The sequence below is a fragment of the Pseudomonas sp. HN11 genome, assembly GCF_021390155.1.
GTDB lineage: Bacteria > Pseudomonadota > Gammaproteobacteria > Pseudomonadales > Pseudomonadaceae > Aquipseudomonas.
On sequence record NZ_CP089985.1, the window covers coordinates 4,034,798 to 4,055,787 of the forward strand.

18 protein-coding genes are annotated in these 20,990 nt (G+C 51.7%); 14 read left to right on the forward strand and 4 right to left on the reverse strand.

Annotation, left to right across the window (positions count from 1 at the left end):
- Positions 1–6: 6 nt before the first annotated feature.
- Together LVW35_RS18230 and LVW35_RS18235 are read right to left on the reverse strand one after the other, a co-directional pair.
- On the reverse strand, positions 7–813 hold the full coding sequence (locus LVW35_RS18230; protein WP_233891426.1) for an ABC transporter substrate-binding protein: 807 nt from the start codon (positions 811–813) through the stop codon (positions 7–9).
- Between the two features lie 65 nt (positions 814–878).
- Positions 879–1,547: a GntR family transcriptional regulator gene (locus LVW35_RS18235; protein ID WP_233891427.1), complete on the reverse strand. Its 669-nt coding sequence runs from the start codon at positions 1,545–1,547 to the stop codon at positions 879–881.
- Positions 1,548–1,904: 357 nt separating this feature from the next.
- Here LVW35_RS18235 and LVW35_RS18240 point away from each other — a divergent pair, with 357 nt between their 5' ends.
- The 8 genes from LVW35_RS18240 to LVW35_RS18275 all read left to right on the forward strand — a co-directional run bounded on the left by LVW35_RS18240 (position 1,905) and on the right by LVW35_RS18275 (position 12,461).
- Positions 1,905–2,756 carry a lipopolysaccharide biosynthesis protein gene (locus LVW35_RS18240; RefSeq protein WP_233891428.1) on the forward strand — a complete coding sequence of 284 codons (852 nt, stop codon included), beginning with the start codon at positions 1,905–1,907 and terminating at the stop codon, positions 2,754–2,756.
- 283 nt (positions 2,757–3,039) lie between these two features.
- Positions 3,040–4,491: a tyrosine-type recombinase/integrase gene (locus LVW35_RS18245; protein WP_233891429.1), complete on the forward strand. Its 1,452-nt coding sequence runs from the start codon at positions 3,040–3,042 to the stop codon at positions 4,489–4,491.
- Between the two features lie 102 nt (positions 4,492–4,593).
- Positions 4,594–6,153, forward strand: coding sequence for a hypothetical protein (locus tag LVW35_RS18250; protein ID WP_233891430.1), 1,560 nt, complete (start codon positions 4,594–4,596; stop codon positions 6,151–6,153).
- A 597-nt stretch (positions 6,154–6,750) separates the two neighbouring features.
- Positions 6,751–7,356, forward strand: a complete 606-nt coding sequence (locus LVW35_RS18255) for a cytochrome b/b6 domain-containing protein (protein WP_233891431.1) — start codon at positions 6,751–6,753, stop codon at positions 7,354–7,356.
- Between the two features lie 76 nt (positions 7,357–7,432).
- Positions 7,433–8,152, forward strand: a complete 720-nt coding sequence (locus LVW35_RS18260; protein ID WP_233896513.1) for a molybdopterin-dependent oxidoreductase — start codon at positions 7,433–7,435, stop codon at positions 8,150–8,152.
- 44 nt (positions 8,153–8,196) lie between these two features.
- Entirely contained in the window at positions 8,197–8,460 is a 264-nt protein-coding gene (locus LVW35_RS18265) for a pentapeptide MXKDX repeat protein (RefSeq protein WP_233891432.1), read from the forward strand.
- A 354-nt stretch (positions 8,461–8,814) separates the two neighbouring features.
- The gene (locus LVW35_RS18270) at positions 8,815–9,657 is read left to right on the forward strand and encodes a phosphoribosyltransferase (protein WP_233891433.1); all 843 of its coding nucleotides are present in this window, start codon (positions 8,815–8,817) and stop codon (positions 9,655–9,657) included.
- 419 nt (positions 9,658–10,076) lie between these two features.
- A complete protein-coding gene (locus LVW35_RS18275; protein ID WP_233891434.1) occupies positions 10,077–12,461 on the forward strand; it encodes a DNA polymerase II in 2,385 nt (794 codons plus the stop codon).
- Positions 12,462–13,048: 587 nt separating this feature from the next.
- Here LVW35_RS18275 and trxA read toward each other — a convergent pair.
- Positions 13,049–13,378 (reverse strand): thioredoxin TrxA, encoded by a 330-nt coding sequence (gene trxA, locus LVW35_RS18280; protein ID WP_233891435.1) that lies wholly within the window; start codon positions 13,376–13,378, stop codon positions 13,049–13,051.
- Between the two features lie 845 nt (positions 13,379–14,223).
- Between trxA and LVW35_RS18285 the strand changes: the two genes are divergently transcribed.
- The 6 genes from LVW35_RS18285 to mug all read left to right on the forward strand — a co-directional run bounded on the left by LVW35_RS18285 (position 14,224) and on the right by mug (position 19,766).
- Positions 14,224–15,309, forward strand: coding sequence for an ABC transporter ATP-binding protein (locus LVW35_RS18285; protein ID WP_233891436.1), 1,086 nt, complete (start codon positions 14,224–14,226; stop codon positions 15,307–15,309).
- Positions 15,306–15,935 (forward strand): ABC transporter permease, encoded by a 630-nt coding sequence (locus tag LVW35_RS18290; protein ID WP_233891437.1) that lies wholly within the window; start codon positions 15,306–15,308, stop codon positions 15,933–15,935. The genes LVW35_RS18285 and LVW35_RS18290 overlap by 4 nt, the downstream gene beginning before the upstream one ends.
- Positions 15,935–16,618 carry an ABC transporter permease gene (locus tag LVW35_RS18295; protein WP_233891438.1) on the forward strand — a complete coding sequence of 228 codons (684 nt, stop codon included), beginning with the start codon at positions 15,935–15,937 and terminating at the stop codon, positions 16,616–16,618. The genes LVW35_RS18290 and LVW35_RS18295 overlap by 1 nt, the downstream gene beginning before the upstream one ends.
- A 48-nt stretch (positions 16,619–16,666) precedes the next feature.
- Positions 16,667–17,578: an ABC transporter substrate-binding protein gene (locus LVW35_RS18300; RefSeq protein ID WP_233891439.1), complete on the forward strand. Its 912-nt coding sequence runs from the start codon at positions 16,667–16,669 to the stop codon at positions 17,576–17,578.
- A gap of 51 nt (positions 17,579–17,629) precedes the next feature.
- The gene (locus LVW35_RS18305; protein ID WP_233891440.1) at positions 17,630–18,970 is read left to right on the forward strand and encodes an LLM class flavin-dependent oxidoreductase; all 1,341 of its coding nucleotides are present in this window, start codon (positions 17,630–17,632) and stop codon (positions 18,968–18,970) included.
- A gap of 274 nt (positions 18,971–19,244) precedes the next feature.
- Positions 19,245–19,766: a G/U mismatch-specific DNA glycosylase gene (gene mug / locus LVW35_RS18310; RefSeq protein ID WP_233891441.1), complete on the forward strand. Its 522-nt coding sequence runs from the start codon at positions 19,245–19,247 to the stop codon at positions 19,764–19,766.
- A 43-nt stretch (positions 19,767–19,809) separates the two neighbouring features.
- On the opposite strand, the gene LVW35_RS18315 is transcribed toward mug, so the two are convergent.
- On the reverse strand, positions 19,810–20,895 hold the full coding sequence (locus LVW35_RS18315; RefSeq protein ID WP_233891442.1) for a DUF3800 domain-containing protein: 1,086 nt from the start codon (positions 20,893–20,895) through the stop codon (positions 19,810–19,812).
- Positions 20,896–20,990 lie beyond the last annotated feature (95 nt).

Sequence of the window (20,990 nt, forward strand, 5' to 3'; positions counted from 1 at the left end):
GAGACCTCAGTCGAGAGTGTCGCTGCTGACATGCCATTTATTCAGCAGCGCCACGTAGCTGCCATCACCGCGCATGTCACTGATCACTTGCTGCACGGCGGCAGTGAGTTGCGGGTCGTCCTTGCGCATGCCCAGGCCGGTGAGGATGCGACTGAATGCAGGAACGCCTTCCTGGAACAGGTCCGGGGCCATCGCGGCGTAGTAGCCGGCGGTTTCCACCGTGGTGCCGTAGGCGTCGACCTGGCTGATGCGCAGGGCCTGGAAGGCATCGGTATCGGTGTTGTACACCACCAGTTTCATCAAAGGCTTGCCGGCTTTGGTCAGGCTGTCGTTTTGCGCGTCCAGCAGGGTCTTGATGGTGGAGCCGTTGAGCACCGCGACCTTGTGCCCGGACAGGTCATCCAGGGCCTTGATGCCTTTGGGATTGCCCTTGGGCACCACCACCGACTGGCTGGAATACATGTAGTTGACGATATCGATCACCTGGCGCCGTTCGGGTTTGTCGAATAACTGGTCGACGATCATGTCGCACTGCTGGGCGAGCAACGCCGGCACCAGGCCGGAGAACGGGATTACGCGCCACTGCACCTGCTTGTCGCCCAGGCGCTTGGCGATCTCAAGGCCAAGGTCAACGGTAAGTCCACGCGGTTTCTGCGCTTCATCAAAGGACACCAGGGGCGGTGAATCCATCCCCGAGCAATAGACGAGTTTATCGACGGTCTTCAAGCGTTCCGGTACCTGAGGCGCGGCAGCAGCCCATTGGGTACAGAGGCCGAGGGAAAAAGCCACCAGCAAGGCGCGGCGTTTATGCATGACCAGACACTCCAGTTCGTTGGTTAACGGGGCAGGACTCAACGTCAAAACACAGCAGGTCTTTGTTATTTTCCGGTTTGCAGGAACTGGAACAGCGCCGGGACGGTACCCTCGATGTGCTCGCGCACCACGGCCTCGGCGCGGGCAGCGTCACTGGAACGGATAGCGTCAAGGATCACCGCATGTTCCTGGCGTGCGCTAAGGGGTTTCTCACCATGCTGCAACCACAGGCGCATGGGCGCTTCCACCAGCGAGTAGAGCGCCGAGATCTGCTTCATCAAGCGCGGGCGGCCGCTGAGGCTGCACAGGTATTCGTGAAACGCGCGGTGGCGACTGACCCAAGCGGTGCTTTCGTCGCGGTAGTCATCCATTTCGTCGAGCATGCGTTCAAGTGCGGCCAATTGACGGTCGCCGATGCGTGCAACTGCCACGCGCACTGCCAGGCCTTCCAAGGCGCTGCGCATCTCGAACACTTCGTGTAACTCATCAATATCCAGGCCGCTGACGACGGCGCCACGGTTGGGTCGCAGGGTTACCAGACCTTGGGCATCCAGGCGGCGGAAGGCTTCGCGCACGGGCATGCGGCTCATGCCGATCTCACTGGCGATGTCTTCGGCGATCAGGCGGTCGCCCTTGCGGTAGCGGCCACTGCAAATGGCGTCGAGCAGGAAATTGTAGGCCTCCTCTTCTGCGGTGAGGGGCTGACGGTCAACGTAAGCAGAGGCAAATTGCATCGGCAGCACCTTTTGAATTTTTGTATCCAATTATCCACGAATGCAAAAAAGCATGATATGTGCCAACTAATCTGGCTATGAGCCAAGTGATTGATTCAGATGAACTAGCGATGAAGTATCGAAAGTTGCGTGGAACGCGCGCGTAGGAAATTGCTACCAAACGGCGCAGAAGACGCCCCATCTGTGAACAGAGGTAACGGGACATGGCCATACCATCTTGCTGGCAGAAAATATCCCACACCCATATAGGCTTCGGCCTGCAGGCAGGTTTATGAATACCGCGTTATGAAGGAACTCTGCGCCCCCCCAACAGGTCGGGTGTGTAGGCACTTTCTTCTAACTGCACGGTTGGGCCCGATGAAACAAACATCCTTCGTCGCCATCGAACAGGCTGGCAACGCTCAACAGGCTTTGTACGCCCCCTTCACAGCCCCGTGGCTTTCGAACAAATACCAGCTGGATGTGAGCGATTTTGGTGCCTGCCGGAACACCGAGTCAGGTGCGGTCTTCATCATCGCCTCCGGGCCCTCGGTGAAGTCGTTTCCCATCGAAAAATTTGCGCATGTGCCAATGATCACCATGAATGGCGCCATTTCGATGTTTTTGGACACTGACATCAAGCCGTACTTTTACGCCTGTACGGACAGAAGTTTTTCCGAACAGCAGCCGGATCTGTTCAAACACGCGATGGCGATCAGCCAGAGAGTTGCGCTGTGGGAAGATCACGCCCGGTCTTCTCATGCTCGACCAACTGGACGGCTGTACCCGTTATCCAAGGCAAAGCGGCCTTCCTGGCTGGAATCTGTACTGGGTAAACACAGCGCACTGGTCGTTAATCGCCCATTGCTACCGAGTCGGGAAAGGCCGCTGGGATTCAGCAAAGACATGAGCGAAGGCTTTTTTGACGCTCGAACCGTGGCCTATCTGGCCATACAGTTGGCGTTCCATGTGGGATTTACCCAGGTCTTTCTGGTGGGCGTTGATCTGGACGAGAATTCAGGCAGGTTTTATGAGAGCGCTGAATCCGCCAACTCACCCTGCGGGCTCGATCAGCACTACTTCACGCGCATATTGCCGTCTTTCGAATTGATGTCCGATAAAGTCGTGGGGGATGACTTCAGGGTTTACAACCTGTCTGACATCTCCCGAATTCCGGACAGTGTCGTTCCCCGTGCCACCCTGGCAGATGTTGAAGGCATGCTTGCGTAGCGCTGCCAAAGCCAGAAATGAGAAAGGGGACCCACTACTGATGCAGTGGATCCCCTCTCGGAAATATGGTCGGGACGGAGTGATTCGAACACTCGACCCCTAGCACACCATGCAATAAATCAATGAACATCCATGGTTTTCACTGTACCTCTATAGAATCCTAAGGCCCTTAAAAACGTGGGCTCTCAGCAATTTACTCTTCCAGCGACCACCATTCTGGCCTACCCTTAGCTGACGAAACTGTGGGAGTAAATGTGGGAGTAAATTTCTTAGGAGGTTGATCATGGCCAAGCTCACCGCCAAAGAGCTAGAAGCGCTTACTGAGCAAAATGTCGGTACCGTTATACGCGACGAGGGCAGCCTCTCGGGTAGGGTTTCACTCCGCAAAAAAGGCGTCGCCATCCCCTTCTACTTCCAGTTCCGCTGGGAGGGTATTTACACTCGCTTTTCCTGCGGTACCTGGCCAAACAAGTCGCTGACCGAAATCCGCAAGGAGCGCAACGAAGCGCGAGACCTTGTAGCGAAAGGGATCAATCCTAATGAAAACAAACGTGCCGCGAAGGTCAGGCAAAAAGCGGAACTGGCCGCACAACTCGCAGAGGCCGATCGACAAAAATCTGAGGAGCTAACGCTTTGGGATCTCGCGGAAGAATGGCTCCGCGACGGGGTCGCTCGCAAGGACGGTAACGCAGAGCTACGGAGAAAGTTTACAAAAGATCTTTACCCCACTCTTGGCTCTAAAGTCATCAGCTCATACAGTGAACATGACCTGCGAAACGTAGTGCGGGCAGTAATGGCTCGCGGCGCTACTCGTCAAGCCATCAGTCTTTTCTCGGATATCGTTCAAATGTTCGGGTGGGCCCAAAAACGCCAACCATGGCGAACGCTACTGATTAACGGAAACCCAGCAGACTTGGTCGAAATCAACAAACTTATACCCAGTGACTATCAGGAGGAGCGGACTCGGATCCTTTCCTCAAGAGAACTTCAAGAACTACACCTCCGTTTTCAACAAATGACTGCGGATTACGCAGCATTACCTGCCGGCAAAAAGTACGAAGGGATTCGCCCTCTCAAAGTAGAGTCTCAGCTTGCACTTTGGATCTGTTTAGGAACGTTGTGCCGGATCGGTGAACTACTTAAGGCCGAATGGAAAAATGTCGATCTGAACCAGCAGACTTGGTTCATCCCCAGCGAGAACGTCAAAGGCACCCGGGGCAAAAAACAGGACCATCATGTCTTCCTCTCACCTTTCGCCCTGCATTTCTTTCAGGAGCTCAAGATCTTGACGGGAGACTCTCAGTGGTGCTTTCCCAACAAGCAGGATGATGGACATGTAGACGTAAAGGTGGTGAGCAAACAGGTCGGCGATCGCCAGGCCCGGTTCAAAAATCGCAAAGCCCTCTCTCGACGGCGCCACGACAATACTCTAGTCCTTGCCGATGGCCAAAACGGTGACTGGACGCCACACGACCTGCGTCGCACGGGCGCGACTATGATGCAGGCCTTGGGGGTCAGCTTGGACGTCATCGATCGCTGCCAAAACCATGTGTTGGCTGGCTCCCGCGTGAGACGCCATTACCTGCATCACGACTATGCCGAAGAGAAGAAACGCGCCTGGAACCTGCTGGGCGATCGCCTCAGCGCCGTGCTGTCCTCAACTTTCGAGCACAAGCCAAACGAGTCTATATTGTCTTTTCCTGTACACGCAGCAACAGAGATGCGGACACTGTAATAAAGCAGTTGCACCCAGCGCTCTCCGGAATTCGTCATCGCGACACCGGTGTTGTGTCCTAAAATTCGCGATACCCCAAGGCGACCGAGTGCATGCAGCCCGATGAATGACGGTCTGTCACCTCAGTTCAACAAGGCCATAACAATGAACACTCATTTTCGCCGTAATGCCCCGCACCATGAAGGCCCAACTACGCGGATTCCCGCACGCGCATACGCCCGCTTCGATCACCTCGAAATCATTCATGACGCCCAATCTGTCTTGCTGGCATTTGACTTGGTCGATGGCGATTGGCTGGACACGCAGGGACAGCAAAATCCGCTGCTGAATGCGGAGCGGCCCTACGATGTTGCAAAGGCTTGGGGTGAGTGGAAACAACTTGCTCCGTACGGCGCCTCAAATCCATTCGAATCGATGCCGATGTATCGGTTGGAATTTGAACTACCCGACGGGCAGAAACTCTTCGGCCTGCCACCCCTTCCCTCCGTAAACGATTCCCACGCTCTGCGTAACGCAGCCGCGGACCTTGAGCAAATGTGGTTCGAGCTAGAGATTAACAATCAACGTGGATCGGGAGTCATGTCGGCAAAGCTCTATCCCGGACTGTTCGCTAACTCAGTCCCGGTATACGCAAAGGGAAAAATGCCATCGTCGCAAAAGAATAAGGCGCTGTCCGCCATCTTTTCTCTGGCACATCTGCCGACCTTGTCCACGCAGGAACTGGAAGCTGAGCTTTCAAGCGCGACGGCTGATCTGCTGGCTGTATATGACGTGGGTCAAGGCAACGCCAATGCGCTGCTGTCAACTAAACAATTCCGAGAGCCTGGAATACCGACGCACTATTACGATTTGGGCGCTGGCGTTTACAGAAATAAGCACACAACACCTTACCCGCTGGCGTTCTGCTTCACAAAAGCGCCCTCGATCATACTCTCCCACTGGGATGCCGATCACTGGGCTGGCACCTACGCTGTCACTGTAAACAACGCTTACCCCGCGCTCCGGTGCAGGTGGATCGCCCCCCTCCAGGCAGTCGGCCCCCTACACATAGCATTCGCTCACGACGTCATCAGCAAAGGAGGGGAGTTTTTAATCTACTCTCCGCCTCCAGGTGAGATCGGGAACGCGATACTGACGTCACAACGGCGTATCAGATTCATGCGCGGCAACGGCAGAGACCGCAATGGAACCGGGATCGTCCTGGCCGTGGAAGAGCCTGATAGTGTTCCTGCAAGGAGCTGGCTGCTCACCGGCGATTGCGACTATCTGCACTTCGTGAAAGAACTGAAACCATTGCCACCCGTGGGCATGGTCTCACCACATCATGGTGCTGATCTCGACAGCAAAAGTCCCATTCCTAAATCACCGAGCGGAGTGGCTTATAAACGGTTAGCGTACTCATTCGGCCCGGGAAACAAACATGGGGCTGTTCAGCACCCGACTTACCAAGGTCTTATGCTGCATAACGGCGCGGATTGGGACCATAACATTTGGAGCCTGCTGGCCCCCAGCTCCATTACATCTGGAGGCGACGTTCTGACGACCAGCGAACATGCTCCCGGCACTTCGCGCGGCGGAGCACTAATCGGATGGGACAAGCCGCCCACTGGTTTTCTCACACCTTGCCGCGGCGGGTGCTCGGCACCGCTCAATCAAAGCTAACGCCGCCTCTGTAGTTCACCCTGCCAGGGCTGCATTCTAGGTCCGAGGCAAGGTGCGCTTCTGTTTCCTTCTAACCTATAACGGGCTTGGAACAAAGGATTCCCTTTGCCTAAAGAAATTGCTGTCGCTGAAGCAAGCCCAACGGTTCTTGGCCCTACACCTGACCTGAATAGGTTAAATAGGGATAGCGACAGCGCTCATCGCACCTAGCGCATTTTCAATGCGATCCCATTTCAGGACAGGAAGCATCGACCCTCCTCACTCATCTCTTTTGGGATGGCATCTATACGCGGCATGACTGTTAATAGAGCTCGAACGTGTATTTATGATATTCGCAATTAATACAAACGTCCCCACGATTAATTTCAAGCAAAAAAAGCGCCCATTTTGAGGTATCAAACTTAAATTATTATTTAATTCATCACTGTTAGTGATAGGTATCGTATTACTCCAACAAAATCAGTCTAATACCGCACACGGACTATAATTCGGCGATACGTTCGTCCCGAATGTCGCGATTTTTTTAACTTTCCATGATGTTTTAGTGGTCGATCTCTTGGCATACTACGTCATACATAACAACAACCGGATCCGCTCATGGACGCTGTGTCGAAAGACTCGAAGACGATTCATCCTTTATGGCTACGGTTATGCCACTGGATAAATGCTGTGGCGGTTCTACTGATGATCATGAGTGGTTGGCGGATTTACAATGCGTCCCCTCTTTTTGACTTCCATTTTCCCAAAGGTATTACATTAGGAGGATGGCTTGGGGGCGCGCTCCAGTGGCACTTCGCCGCGATGTGGATGCTCGGTGTCAATGGTTTAATTTATCTGCTTATGAACCTGACGACGGGTCGACTACGTCGTCGATTTTGGCCACTTAGCTTGAGTACACTTTCGAGCGATCTCAAAGCAGCGTTGCGCGGGCAGCTAAAACATGCTGATCCTAAACACTACAACATGGCACAGAAGTTTGCGTATATAGCGGCTGTAATTGCGGGTATCGTATTAGTTCTCTCTGGCCTCGTTTTGTGGAAATCCGTACAGTTTTCCTATCTGCGCGAAGCATTGGGGGGTTATGAGGCAGCTAGGTATCTTCATTTTTTTGCGATGAGCTTCCTCACTTTTTTCATCGTGGTGCATCTGACGATGGTCGCACTTGTGCCAAAGACGTTGTTGACGATAGTGAGGGGCTACTAAAGTGACCAAAGATAACAAATTTACCGGGCTTTCGAACAGTGACGCTAAAGATTTAATCGCAGACGCGCAACGCTTGATGAAACCGAAATTTGACGTCGCTGGACGCCGCCAATTCTTGCGCCAAGGCCTCACGCTCGGAGGGATGATGATGCTTACAGGCTGCAGCCTGGATGACAACGCTGACGCCGAGAAAGTGTTATCCGAAATCTCTCGGTTTAATGATCGAGTGCAAGCCTGGCTATTCAATAGCAGCCGCTTAGCGCCGGAGTATACAAGTGCGGATATAACACGCCCCTTTCCGTTTAATGCTTTCTACGGCGAAAACTCGATCCCCGTGATCAATGGAGATGAATATCGTCTGGAAGTACGAGGGCTTGTCAGAGATAGCAAAGCTTGGCATCTATCCGAGCTCCAAACAATGGCACAAGTCGCCTACACCACCCGACATATATGTGTCGAAGGGTGGAGCGCCATTGGCAGATGGGGTGGTGTTCGCTTTAGCGATTTTCTGAATTTTATTGGTGCCGATATCAGCGCTCAATATGTAGGTTTTCGCTGCGCAGATGACTATTACACGAGTATCGATATGGCCTCTGCTCTTCATCCACAGACACTATTGGCGCTCACGTGGGATGATCGTACGCTTCCGTCAGAATATGGCTATCCTATCAAGGTGCGTATTCCAACAAAATTAGGTTATAAAAATCCGAAACACGTTGTTTCAATCGAAATAACTAACCGTTTCCCTGGTGGCTATTGGGAAGATCAAGGCTACAACTGGTTCGGAGGAAGTTGATCCCCCCGCTACGAACATTTTAATCCACGCAAAGAGAGACTCAAATGAAAAAGCTAATCGTTACTTTGTTTACCGGTTCTTTATTGCTAGCAACTGGCGGTGCTTTTGCTGCGGATACAATGTCGAAAGATGCGATGAGCAAGAATGATACAACCAAGCAAAATTCCATGGCGCATGACAACATGAGCAAAGACGCCATGTCCAAACCCGAACAAAAACATGACGGCATGGCCAAGGACGCAATGAGCAAGGATGCGATGGGTAAAGATGGCGACGCTATGTCTAAAGACAATATGAAGAAAGAATAATCTCAAGTTTGCCTCGACATCGGACGCGTCGGTCGATGTCGAGGTCTTGTTATATTTATTGACTATTTAAGGATCTCAAACCAAACGCAGATTCATGTTATTGCCCATTAATTCTCACTCAGTAAAGGCCTTCAATAGCGCCAAAAATTCGTCGAACGCAGCGGTAGTCTCAACTGGATATTCGAGCCATGTTAAAAACGTCAAAACTTGTGCCTCACCTATATCACGACAGTGATGTAAACGCTTGACAATAACCAGTAGGTACCGCCATGGGTGCTATCGCTGGACTCGATATCTTTGATGGTAATCGGAAATCTCCAAATAAATGATCCCGTGCTTCAGAAGGTGTTTTCTGTGAGTAAACGTGTTCTATCCGTGACGTACGAACAAATCGATCAATGGATCGCTTCGATCCAAACACAACTCATTCATGAAGAGTTCGTCTGCATCATCGGGATCCTACGTGGCGGTGGCCCGATTGCCCTGATGGCTTCTCATGCAACCGGAGCCCCCGTCGCTTTTCTACGATACGATCGTACGGCACGGGAGGTAAGCTGGGATTCGTCAATTCCCATCCCTGACACGAACAGCAAAGTCTTACTTTGCGAAGATATTTCCGGCGTCGGCAAAACGCTGTCTGATTGTCGCGAGTTTCTTCGGCAACGCGGCCTTAAAGTTCGAATACTCACTGCGGGCTTTGACGACAAAAGCATTATCCGTCCTGATTATGGCATCGACGGACGCGGCTACTTTCTTCTCTTTCCCTGGGAAAGACAGTCTTTCACGGAGGAATACCGCCGGCACTGGATTAAGACTCGCGGCGGCGCGACGGGCTCCATGGGGAATGACCACGACTACGATACCTACGCGATTGATCTAGACGGGATTCTACTGCCGGACATCTGTCCCGCACGTTATGAGGCAAATTTGGAGCGCGCGTTGCTCGAACGCGATGATCTAGAACCATTCAGTTTGCTCCCTGCGCATAAGTGTGTTGAAGCGATAATTACCGGCCGACCGGAGATGGATCGCGATCGCACCCTCCTGTGGCTGAGGCAATACGGATATGGCGAGATAGAATTGAGGATGCGAGATACGGCTTGCTATGACGATAGCCCCGGACAGGTTGCCCTTCACAAAGCGCGCGCAGCATTGGATTTGGCGTGTACTCACTTCATTGAGAGCGACCCTGTTTAGGCTGTGTTGATCTCAACAGCCGCTCCCCTGCTACGCGTAATTTGGTGGGATGCTATAACCCGACAGGCCAAATTAATCAGTTCAAGTGAATTGCGCGATTTAGATTGCCTTGGCCATCTATGAGTGCTAATTTTGCTCTCGCCGCGAGGAATCGAGGCATCCCTGAATCACTCGCTATTTGGTTGCTCTCTGGGCCGCCCTGGTTTGTATGTTGCATTTTAGCAGGGCGGTTTTTTTAAGACTGACGCAGCCCAATCGGGTCTCTCAAACCCCATCGATGGTCACCTATTTCGCCGCACCCCGACGTCAAACGGATTCGCTTCTGATCTAAGCACTCAGGACGATGAGCATAGCTGTGTCAGTTTTAACTGCGCGCCAGGGGGCGGCCATGGGGCTGTTGACTGAGACGCGGAGACTTTATGAAGACTCTCGACGGATTCATCTTGACAAGGCATTGGCGCGATACGCCTTCTGGCACGGTTGTAGATTTTTGGCTAGCCACCGACCATGGCGCAAAACTACTGCGTCGCACCAACATCGTGTCTGTGAGTTTTGCGCCAGCCCATTATCAGGAGGACGTCGAGGCGGTCGTCTCAACGATGCAAGACGTCACCGTCAAACGACTTGACCTGATGGATTTTTATGGCCGGCCGATTCTCGGTATCTATTCCAAAAATTTTCGTCAACAAGCAACAATTGAAAAAAATCTCAAGACTCGAAGAGTACCGGTGTATGAGGCTGACATCCGGCCCCCTGAAAGGTACCTCATGGAGCGCTTTCTGACAGCGTCAGTGTCGATATACGTTAACCACCCTGACGAAAAAGTTCTTCTGAACTGCAAAGTACTCCCCAACGATACGTATCGGCCTTCGCTTAAAGTCGTTTCATTGACCATGGAGGCCGATGAAGCTGGTGCATTGAAGCTCATCTCTTTATATAACCCCGAGCACAGTACGGTGATATCTCTGCAGGCTTCCGCCGCCGCTCCCGACGTAGACCCGCCTAACCTTTCCGAAGATTTTGAGGTGATTCAGGTTGGTGATCATGCTGAGATGATCAAGGAGCTCAATCGATGGTTTTGCGCAAATGATCCGGACGCGATCATAGGCTGGAACCTGATCCAGGTTGAATTACGCGTCCTACAGATTTACGCCGACAGGCATAATGTTCCTCTCAAGCTCGGCCGCGACGGATCGCCTATTGACTGGCGGGAAAATGTCGGCAAAGAAGGCAGTTTCTTTGCAACCGTAGCAGGCAGAGCTGTTATTGCAGGCGGCGAAGCGATCAAGACTGCTTTAGCTTCATTCATGTCCGCGACTTTGGATAATGTCATTGAAGCTCTCCTCCCCGGCGTTTCCCACCCCGAACACCCTCATAAACACGGCTCAGGTGAGCCTCAGGCATATACGATCGACCGTCTGATGCAACTCGCTCGCTACAGCATGATGAGCAGCCTAATGGTCTTCCGGATTTTTGATGAAACAAAACTGCTGCGCTTCATGATGGATCGAGCGAGCGTGACAGGCCTGCAAGTCGACAATTTCCGAGGCTCCATTGCGGCATTCGAACACCAGTATCTTCCGCGCATGCACCGTGAAGGATTCGTTGCACCCAATGTGGGTGACGTCCCCATGGCGTCTTATCCTAGAGGGCACGTCTTAGACTCCAAGCCAGGCCTCTACGATTCTGTGATCGTACTCGACTATAAAAGTCTGTACGCATCGATTATTCGCACCTTTCTTGTAGACCCTGTCGGAATGGCCGCCGCAAACGACAGCAATGACGAGACTCAGATAATTTTTGGAATAAACGGGACGAAGTTTTCAAGGACGAGGCATTGTCTTCCGGCCATCACGAGCAGCCTCTGGAAGCGAAGCGATCAAGCCAAACTCGACAACAATGAGCCACTGTCTGAGGCGCTCAAGCTACTAATGAACTCATTTTTTGGTGTGCTGGGATCGCCCGATTGCAGGTTTTTCGACCCAAAACTTGTCTCGGCCATGACGCTGAGAGGACATGACATCATTTCGCGTTCGCGCGACATCATCGAAGCTCAGGGCTATGCGGTGATTTACGGAGATACTGATTCGATTTTCATTTCGCTCGATGAGGCAGCATCGAATGATCGCGCCCAGGAAATCGCTGAGCACCTTGTTGATGTGGTCAATCAGTGGTGGAGGGAATTTACTCAGACAACGTTACAAATCGAGAGCGAACTGGAGATCGAGTTCGACACGCACTATCAAAGGTTCTTTTTGCCGACGCTTCGCGGCACCAATCAGGGAAGCAAAAAGCGCTTCGCCGGACTCGTCCTACATGTCAACGGTGAGCAAAAGATCGTCTATCGCGGACTAGAGAGCACTCGAAGCGATTGGACGCCTCTGGCCCGACAATTCCAGCACGACCTATATCAGCGAATATTTCACGACCAACCGTTCGAGGATTTCATCCGCAATTATGTGAAATTGACGAGGGAGGGCATTTTTGATCATCGTCTTATTTATAAAAAACGCATTCCACGAAAACTCACCGATTACGTGAAAAATGTGCCACCTCAAGTGCTTGCGGCGAAGCTGGCGGATGAGATAAGTCAAAAGAATGGCCAGCCAATGAAATACCAGAGCGGCGGCTGGATCAGCTATGTGATAACGATCAATGGCCCCCAACCTGTTGAGCACGTCCAATCATTGGTGGACTACGAACACTATATTGGCCATCAACTGGCACCCATCGCTGACTCGATTCTTGTTCCGCTCAACACCAATTTTTCCATCATCGTGAGCGATCAACGATCGTTATTTTAGCCTGGCGTGATAACCGCAAACCTCTTTCACAGCTGTCGTTGGAGCCCCACTAATGACGCAGCGGCGGAGCGAACACGAAGTCTAAGGCGCGTCCGGCAATTGCGAGCTTTTCAACATCGCCCTTTCATGATTTATGGCATTGAACGAAATTTTCGAAGCCGCAGCATTGGCGGGATTGTTAGCGTTACTACCGAACTCGGTGACGATATTTCTTAACTCCGGCTCTGACGTGTGCGTGGCGTCACTGTCATTGAAAATAGCGGCAAGCAGTGCAATCAGCACAGCCAGTAGCGCTGTCACAACTCGTATAGAAGTTAGAGTCCCTCTGAATATATTAGGTTTTCCCTTTCTGCCGTCAGCACTACCACAACTGTTCATTTTATCCTCCAACAACATTCATCTGTTCAACAGACAATGCGTATGCGAATTAATATTTCCTGTTTAACTGTCGCTCCTGCTTATAGATTAAAGATCAAAGCTAGAATGGTGAAATTAAGCTCAATGGCAACCTATCTGCATCTAAAAAGTCCTAATATCTATCAGTCGTGCGGCCCCACGTTGCATTTGAGGCCGCAGATTGATTGATATCACAGGTTAGCATCGATAAAAGCGGACAGTTGGGACTTTGAAAGCGCCCCCACTTTGGTGTCGGCAACTTTACCATCTCTGAATAGCATCAGAGTCGGGACGCCACGAATCCCCTGCTTTTCTGCAATTTCTCTGTTTGCATCGACATCGACCTTTGCGATCAGCACTTTGCCGTCGTAGCTGTCAGCGATTTCGTCAAGAACCGGGGCGATCATTTTGCATGGCCCACACCAATCTGCGCTGTAATCAACTAAAACCAACCCACTAGCCCTTAATACGTCGTCCTCAAAGCTTGCGTCAGTGACATGTTTGATTTTTTTATTGCTCATTTCAAATTCCTCGACTCATGATTGGTGTAAGGAGTACCCGATGCTCAACGTTAAGCAGTTGAACGACTGGTTGCCGACCGTCGCTAAGACCGTAGCTGCAAGACCCATCGTTGAGTCTGCCAAGGGCTCACTGAGATCACCTGCGACGGTGAGTGACTTCAATTTAACCCCCTATAGATGATGAGATCAATCTAAATTGAAATTTTTTTTTGAATGAGCTCCATAGGCTAATTGATGGGATCACTCATCCCGCCGACTGATCCGACGAAAAGTGCCTCATCCTGCTTCAAGGCTTGAACGCCAGCACCGTCACCTGTGTTCATCCACAAACATCCGCGCCCGGCCTAGGTGCACGGCAAGCGTGAGTGACCAAAAAGAAAGCCTTGGGCCTCGATTAGACTGATGCATTCTTGACTTGGCGGTACGAAACGGTCGATGCCTGTCCGCTATTCAGAGGGAACGCAAACAGGCAGAAGATCTTGCCTACAAGAGGGCTTGATGCTTCGTGCACTAACACCTACGGTTTAACTGACTTAATCATGACAATGCTCATTATTATTTCAGCTAACGTAAATCTATTTTCGATTCCAAGGCAAATCTTCCGCAGAGCCAGAAGAAATTTTGCCGGAAATAAAAAGGTTATTGAGAATAACTCATCACTCTGAGTGATTAGTTTTTTTTAGTATAAGAGCAGTGAAAATTATTCTTAATACGAATTATCTGTCATGCTAATTTGCTCACACTACGGCGCCGATTAGCTGGTATAAATGTGATTTTTGGCTGGCATGGTGAATAGGCATTGCTTCAGGCTTCGAATTTCCTCTGACCAGTATGGTATTTGAAGAATGCTTAAATTTGAAAACGTGACTAAACATCACGCAGGCAAAAGTGCGCCTGCAGTAAGTGGTTTGAACCTCCTTGTCGAACAAGGCGAGTTGTGTGTGTTTGTTGGTCCAAGTGGTTGTGGCAAATCTACCATTCTTCGGATGATCAACAGGCTTGACACACTGGACAGCGGGCGGATCAGCATTAATGGTGTGGATACGCAAGAGACAGATATCGTGACTCTTCGCCGTCATGTCGGATTCATGATGCAAAAAGCCGCGCTTTTTCCGCATAAAACTGTAGAAGAAAACATTAGTGCTGTCCCTCGGTTGCTCAAGTGGGACACGGGGCGAGTTGCTGCTCGAGTCGCCGAGCTTATGACCCTTGTTGACTTGCCGGCAGAGCTCTTGACGCGTTACCCGAATCAGCTTTCGGGTGGGCAACAAAGCCGAGTCGCTTTGGCTCGGGCACTGGCGTCAGATCCTCCTATTATTCTGATGGATGAACCGTTTGGGGCTCTTGATCCGCTAACGAGAGAACGACTGCAGGATGAGCTCATCTCACTTCACAAACGACTGCGAAAGACCATCATCCTAGTCACACATGACATGGAAGAAGCGATCAAGCTAGGTCAAAGAATTGCAGTGTTTGAAGATCAAGGCAAGCTGGTCCAGTTCGATTCGCCCGAAAACATCCTGGCCCGTCCCGAGAATGACTTCGTACGGCAGTTTGTGGGCAACGATCCATCGCTTAAGCGACTGGCATTGATGAAAGTCTCAGAGCTTAACGCGCTTGAAGATATTCAGGGGATGGAAATCGCCTCGTTGGTCAACTCAAACCTCTACGGTCATGGTGAGACAGCATTCAAACTGGTAATCAACAACAATCGCGAGCCCGTTCGCTGGATCAGCGAAACGGAAGCGCCCCCCCCTAAATTGACTTTGGTTTGCGGCACGAATTCTTTGCAAACCGCATTACTTGAAATCCTGAATTCGCCGTCGGGAGTCGCTGTTCAGGTCGACGATCACGGCAGGTTCAAACGCTGTATTTCCATGGCAGAACTGCACGCCGCGTTGCAGCAAAATCGCAAGGATTGCGCTCAATGATTGATACCGCATGGGTCTACGAGAACGGCTGGCAAATTCTGATGTTGCTCATGGATCATTTTCAGCTGGTGGGCTTATCTCTATTCATTGGAGCAGTCGCCACTGCGCTGATGGTTCTGATGGTCTTATGGCAGCCATCCCTTTCCCGCCCTCTGATCTACATAAGCGGCGTGTTGTTTACCATCCCGTCGCTTGCGCTATTCATCCTGTTGATGCCGCTGACCGGGCTTTCCAAAACAACCTCGATCATCGGACTCAGCGCTTACTCGCTGCTGATCATTTTACAGAACGCGTTAGCAGGGTTCGACAACGCCCCAGCTGAGATTTTGGAGGAAGCTCGAGCGTTGGGCTATACGCGTTTTCAACGCTTCGTTTCAGTTGAATTGCCCTTGGCCATGCCTACCATTGTTGCTGGCCTCCGAACGACCGCCGTCACGTTAATAGGCATGGTCACCGTCACCGCAGTTATAGGCCAGGGCGGTCTTGGACAGTTGTTTATCACTGGTCTGACGCTGGACTTTTCCACTCCAGTCATCGTCAGTTTGATTCTGACCGTTGCCGTTGCGCTGTTTTTTGATTTCGCATTTTACATCGCTGAAAAATATCTTTTCCCATGGGAGCGGTAATGGACGCCGTTAGTAAGGTGTTGGTGTGGTTCGCGAACCCAGTCAATTGGATGGGTGCTGACGGGATACTCACTCGTCTAACCGAACACTTTTATTTTGTAGGAGTGAGCTTTGCTCTCGCGGTGGCGGTGGCCTTTCCATTTGGAGTGCTGATTGCCAAGCAAAAATCGGCAGCACAAATCGCGATGGCCGCGTTTAACGTCGGGCGTGCGCTGCCCGCGCTGGGCGTGATCATTCTAGCGATCATGGTCGTTGGCTACGATTCCAGCACGGTCATCTTGGCGCTCACTTTGACGAGCATTCCTCCTATCCTGACGAACACCATCGTCGGTATCGCCCAGGTCGACTCCGCATTAACAAGCGCGGCTGCTGCCATGGGTATGCAGCGCTGCCAAACATTTTTGCAGCTAGAACTGCCGATGGCCTTCCCCGCAATCTTCGCAGGATTTCGTACCGCCCTGGTCCAACTTGTCGCCACCGCAACCATCGCCGCCTATGCGGGCTTTGGAGGATTGGGCCGTTTTTTGATTGACGGCCTAGGCCGTAACGACACAACACAAATTATTGCAGGCGCAGTGGTTGTTTCGACCGTTGCCTTCAGCTGCGAGTGGTTAAGTTCTCGTGTCGAGCAAGTCATCAGGAGACGGCTAAGGCCCGGCGAAAACCTCAAGCAACTGGCTTGACCGCCACCCTGGCATCAGCAAAACCCAATCATCATCATGGAGCAGGAAATGGTCACTCAAAACTGTACGTATCATGGACGCTGGGCGCGTGCTGCCCTCCCCTTCATGCTGGGTCTCAGTACACTCTTTATGGATGTGGTGGCCAACGCCGCCTCTATAACTGTCGGCGGCGCAAACTTCTCTGAACAGTCTGTCCTTGCGAACATCTATGCCTCGGCGCTTCGTAAAGAAGGCATCGACGCGAGCACTCGCTTGAATCTGGGTAATCGACAGATCATTTCCAAAGCTCTGGAAAATAGCGACGTAGATGTGGTTCCTGAATACATTGGTGCGCTACTTAGCTTCTACGACAGCAAGAGTGCGTTCACGGACCAGAAAGTCATCCTTGATGCGTTGAAGGCGACGCTGCCGAAGGATCTCAAGCTGCTCGATTCATCGTCTGCGGGATCAATAACTGCGTGGGCTGTTACGAAAAAGACCGCAGAAAAATACAATTTGTCGACTTTGTCTGACCTCGCAAGAGTGTCCGATCAACTCGTGCTGGGTGGCCCGCCTGAAGTCGCCACCTCTGCCTTGGGTGCCCCAGGATTGAAGGCGGTTTATGGAATCAACTTCAAGTCGATCAAATCCCTTGATGTAGGTGGGCCTCTTTCTCGACTTGCCTTGAACTCTGGCACCGTTGACGTAACCACTGTTGTGTCCACGCAAGGCGTTTTGGCGAAAGAAGGATGGGTGGTACTCAAGGATGATAAGCACCAGCAGCCCCTGCAAAACATCACTCCGCTGATTCGAAAAGCGGTGGCCACTCCGGATGTCACCCGGGTGCTTAATAAGGTATCCGCTGCGTTGAATGACGATGAGTTGAAAGAGCTGAATCGTCTGGTCGAAATCGATCACAAGGATCCGGCAAAAGTGGCAGACCAATGGGTGGCGGAGCATGTACCTGCTTTCTCAGGCTAGGCCCTTGTGCTCCCCGAAACGGCCAACAGTAGAAGCCAACAGGAGACCGTGATGTCGCGAAACAACATGTCGCTCAGCCTTTTTTTCTTTAATCCGCAGGGAGACTATCGATTCTCATGGCGTCACCCCGACGCCCCCGAACAAGAGATCTTCGGACTGCCTTTTTACGTTAAGCTTGTCCAGCAGGCGGAGGCGGCGAAATTCGATGCCGTGTTTATTGCTGATCATGTAGCGGTCTGGGACGCGGCGACCAGCGGTTTGAAGCACTACGCTAATGCGCGTCTGGAGCCGCTAACCCTCATCTCCGCACTGTCTGCAGTCACCCAATCCATCGGGCTGATGGCTACAGCATCCACGTCCTACAATGAACCCTACAATCTGGCGCGCTATTTTGCTTCTCTGGACCACCTGAGCAACGGGCGTGTTGCTTGGAATATTGTTACGTCCTGGCTGGAAGAAGAAGCTGCAAACTACGGTGCAATGGGCATGGCAAAGCACAGTGATCGTTATGCCCGTGCTACAGAGTTCATCACGGTGACCAAGCGGCTCTGGGACTCGTGGGAAGATGATGCCTTGCTTTTTGACAAGGCCACTGGTGCTTTTGCAGACCCTGAAAAAATACACACGTTGAACCATGTAGGAGAGGAGTTCAGTGTTCGCGGACCACTGAACGTTCCCCGCTCTCCTCAAGGCTATCCTGTGCTTGCTCAAGCAGGATCCTCCGAGGCGGGGAAAAATCTCGCTGCGGCCCACGCCGATTTCCATTTCTGCTTGCTCAAAACCGTGGAAGAAGGACTTTCATACAGAGCTGACTTCAACCGGCGGCTAGCCTCTAATGGCCGTCTTCCCTCCGACTTTAAAATCATCGCCGGGGTGTTACCGGTCGTACTCGTTGATGAAACCGAAGCCGATCGTCGCCAAGCATTGGTCGACAGTCTGATCATTGATGAGTTGGCAATAGATCTTGTGTCAAGTTACACCCGAATTGATCTGAGCGGATTGTCGCCAGATGAACCATTGCCGCCGCTGCCTGATAGCGCCGATTTTGATGGCATCCGAACTGAACTCGAGTTGATCAGACAATATGACTCGACGCTCACCATACGAGAGCTCGGACGTCGCCTGGTCAACAGCTCCAACACATGGTTAGTCATTGGGACTGCTGAGCACGTCGCCGCACAACTATCGGAGCTCTACGAAGCAGGTGCCGTCGACGGCTACAACCTGATGTTCCCTCTCCTGCCAAACGACTTCGATCGATTCACAGAGAGTGTTGTGCCTCTGTTGCAAGCACGTGGCGTGTTTCGGACAGAGTATGAGCCAGGGACGCTCAGGGATCGGTTGGGTTTGAAAAGGCCGCCGAACAGTTTCTTGGCTCAGACCGCTGATTAAAAGGGTATCGGTTACGATCCGTCCCTTGCAGCCGGTGCAGCCAATCCGGAAAAATCGCGCCTTCTCATGGACGCAAGGCGCCCTTTTCAGCTGATGATGCGTTGGCCGATTGGATGAAGCGCCCCTTCAAAGGGCAGGCACGGCAGTTGTCACCTCCGCGTGCGACCATTATTAGTGAATACAAACGATTGGTCCTGGCCGTCTATGGACAACTGCCTTAGGAAGCGACTCCTTCGAGATACAAGGGTTTAAACCACTGGAGGCTTCATCAAACATGAATAACGAGATCACTGGCTTACCCGATCTGTTGGTACCAGGACTGACCGTTGTTTTCTGCGGCTTGAATCCAGGTTTGGAATCGGCGTTTGAGCAGAAGCCATTCTTCAATCGTAGCAATCGATTCTGGCGAACATTGTTTCTATCGGGATTCACCACAGTAGAGATCAATCCCGGTGACCATGCTCGTATTCTGCAATTCAGTTGCGGCATGACTACGGCAGTGCAAAGAGCGACATCGTCGGCTCAAGCCGTAAGCGTTGAGGAATACCGCAGCGCAGCGCAGGCTCTCGAAGCCAAAATTTTGCAGTGCAGCCCCAAATACATAGCATTTCTAGGCAAATCGGCTTATGCGGCAATCACGGAACAGCGTAATGTCGCTTGGGGTCTGCAACCTAACTCTTTTGGTGGTGCTCAGGTCTGGGTGCTGCCCAATCCAAGCGGCCGAAATCGGTCTTTTACACTGAGCCGTCTGGTAGAGGCCTACCAGTTGCTTCGTCTTGCTGCGCTAGAAAACTAACGCTCATAGCTGAGCCCCAAGCAAACGAAAGCATAGATATTATTTAGACATTTCGAACATCCGAGGTGGCCACTACCTGGTTGACGCCGTATCCCGTCTGACCATCAGAAGCTGCGATCAAGTTTTCAACGGCCAGAACGAGATCTGCGTGCAATGCTTGTCGTCCATCTCGGAAGTAGCGCATCACCGCGCCCGCAACGACATCTGCAATCTGCAAACCAATACCCTCATGCGACTGCGCAAAGGCGAACGCCGCAGTCTCTTTGAACAAAAAATTGGAGCGTGGTGTGTAGGGTCGGTCACCATTTTTGCCGATTTTCTCTGCTGCCAACTTACTCGACTGTAAGATCTCGTCGAGCTCCAGCTGCTGATCATGGACGATGTGGATTCCTTGAAGCTTTTGTCCGAAATAAAGGTTCAGCCGTGCGTAGATGTTGGTGAAGGAGGTTAGGTTGGGGAGCATCCAAACGCGCTTGCTTCGTTTGTTGAGATCTGGAGGCGGTAAAAACTGAAGATAGACAGTCGAATTTATTCTCTTAAGCGCCAACAACTCAGAACGGGCTCCCGTTACCGTCATGCATAAACCCTGGGCCATATCTCGACTGCTTGGGTTACCAAGGAGATTTTTTCCCAGGTCCTCAAGCAGGTCGAAAGATCGCATGACCAGCGCCTCTGAAGGATTGAGGCATGCCTCTACAAATGTCTCCAGAATTTCATCGGTGACCACCTCATTTAAAAAATCCGCCAGGGCGTTTCTGAGGAAAGCCAATGGTGGCCCCTCCGCGAACCCCATGCACGGCGCCAGCAGATGAAAGCCTGTGATATGCACACAAATAAAATATCGCTTATCCACGACCTCGACGAAAATCGGAGTCGCAATGGACTGGAGGTAATCGATTACTTGAGCGACAAAAATGGGCTTGCTGTTGAGCGATTTTGACTTCAACTCACCGGCTGGAATTCTGTGCTGCTCACGCAATTCCGAGATCCGAGTCGCCACAGCACCCTCATCGCTCAAACCTATCGCTGCCAACGAGAAAAAAGGTTGGTCTTTGAAATCGAACCCTTCGCCACTGTTGACTACGTCTCCGCTGTGACCACTTTCATCCAAATAGAACGTCATGGACATAAGCACCTTTCCTCGTATTGGCAAACCGGCTGCAAGTTACAGAACGTTCCACCCCACGCAATCCAAGAGGCTTTGTGTAGAAGGGGTCCATCCTC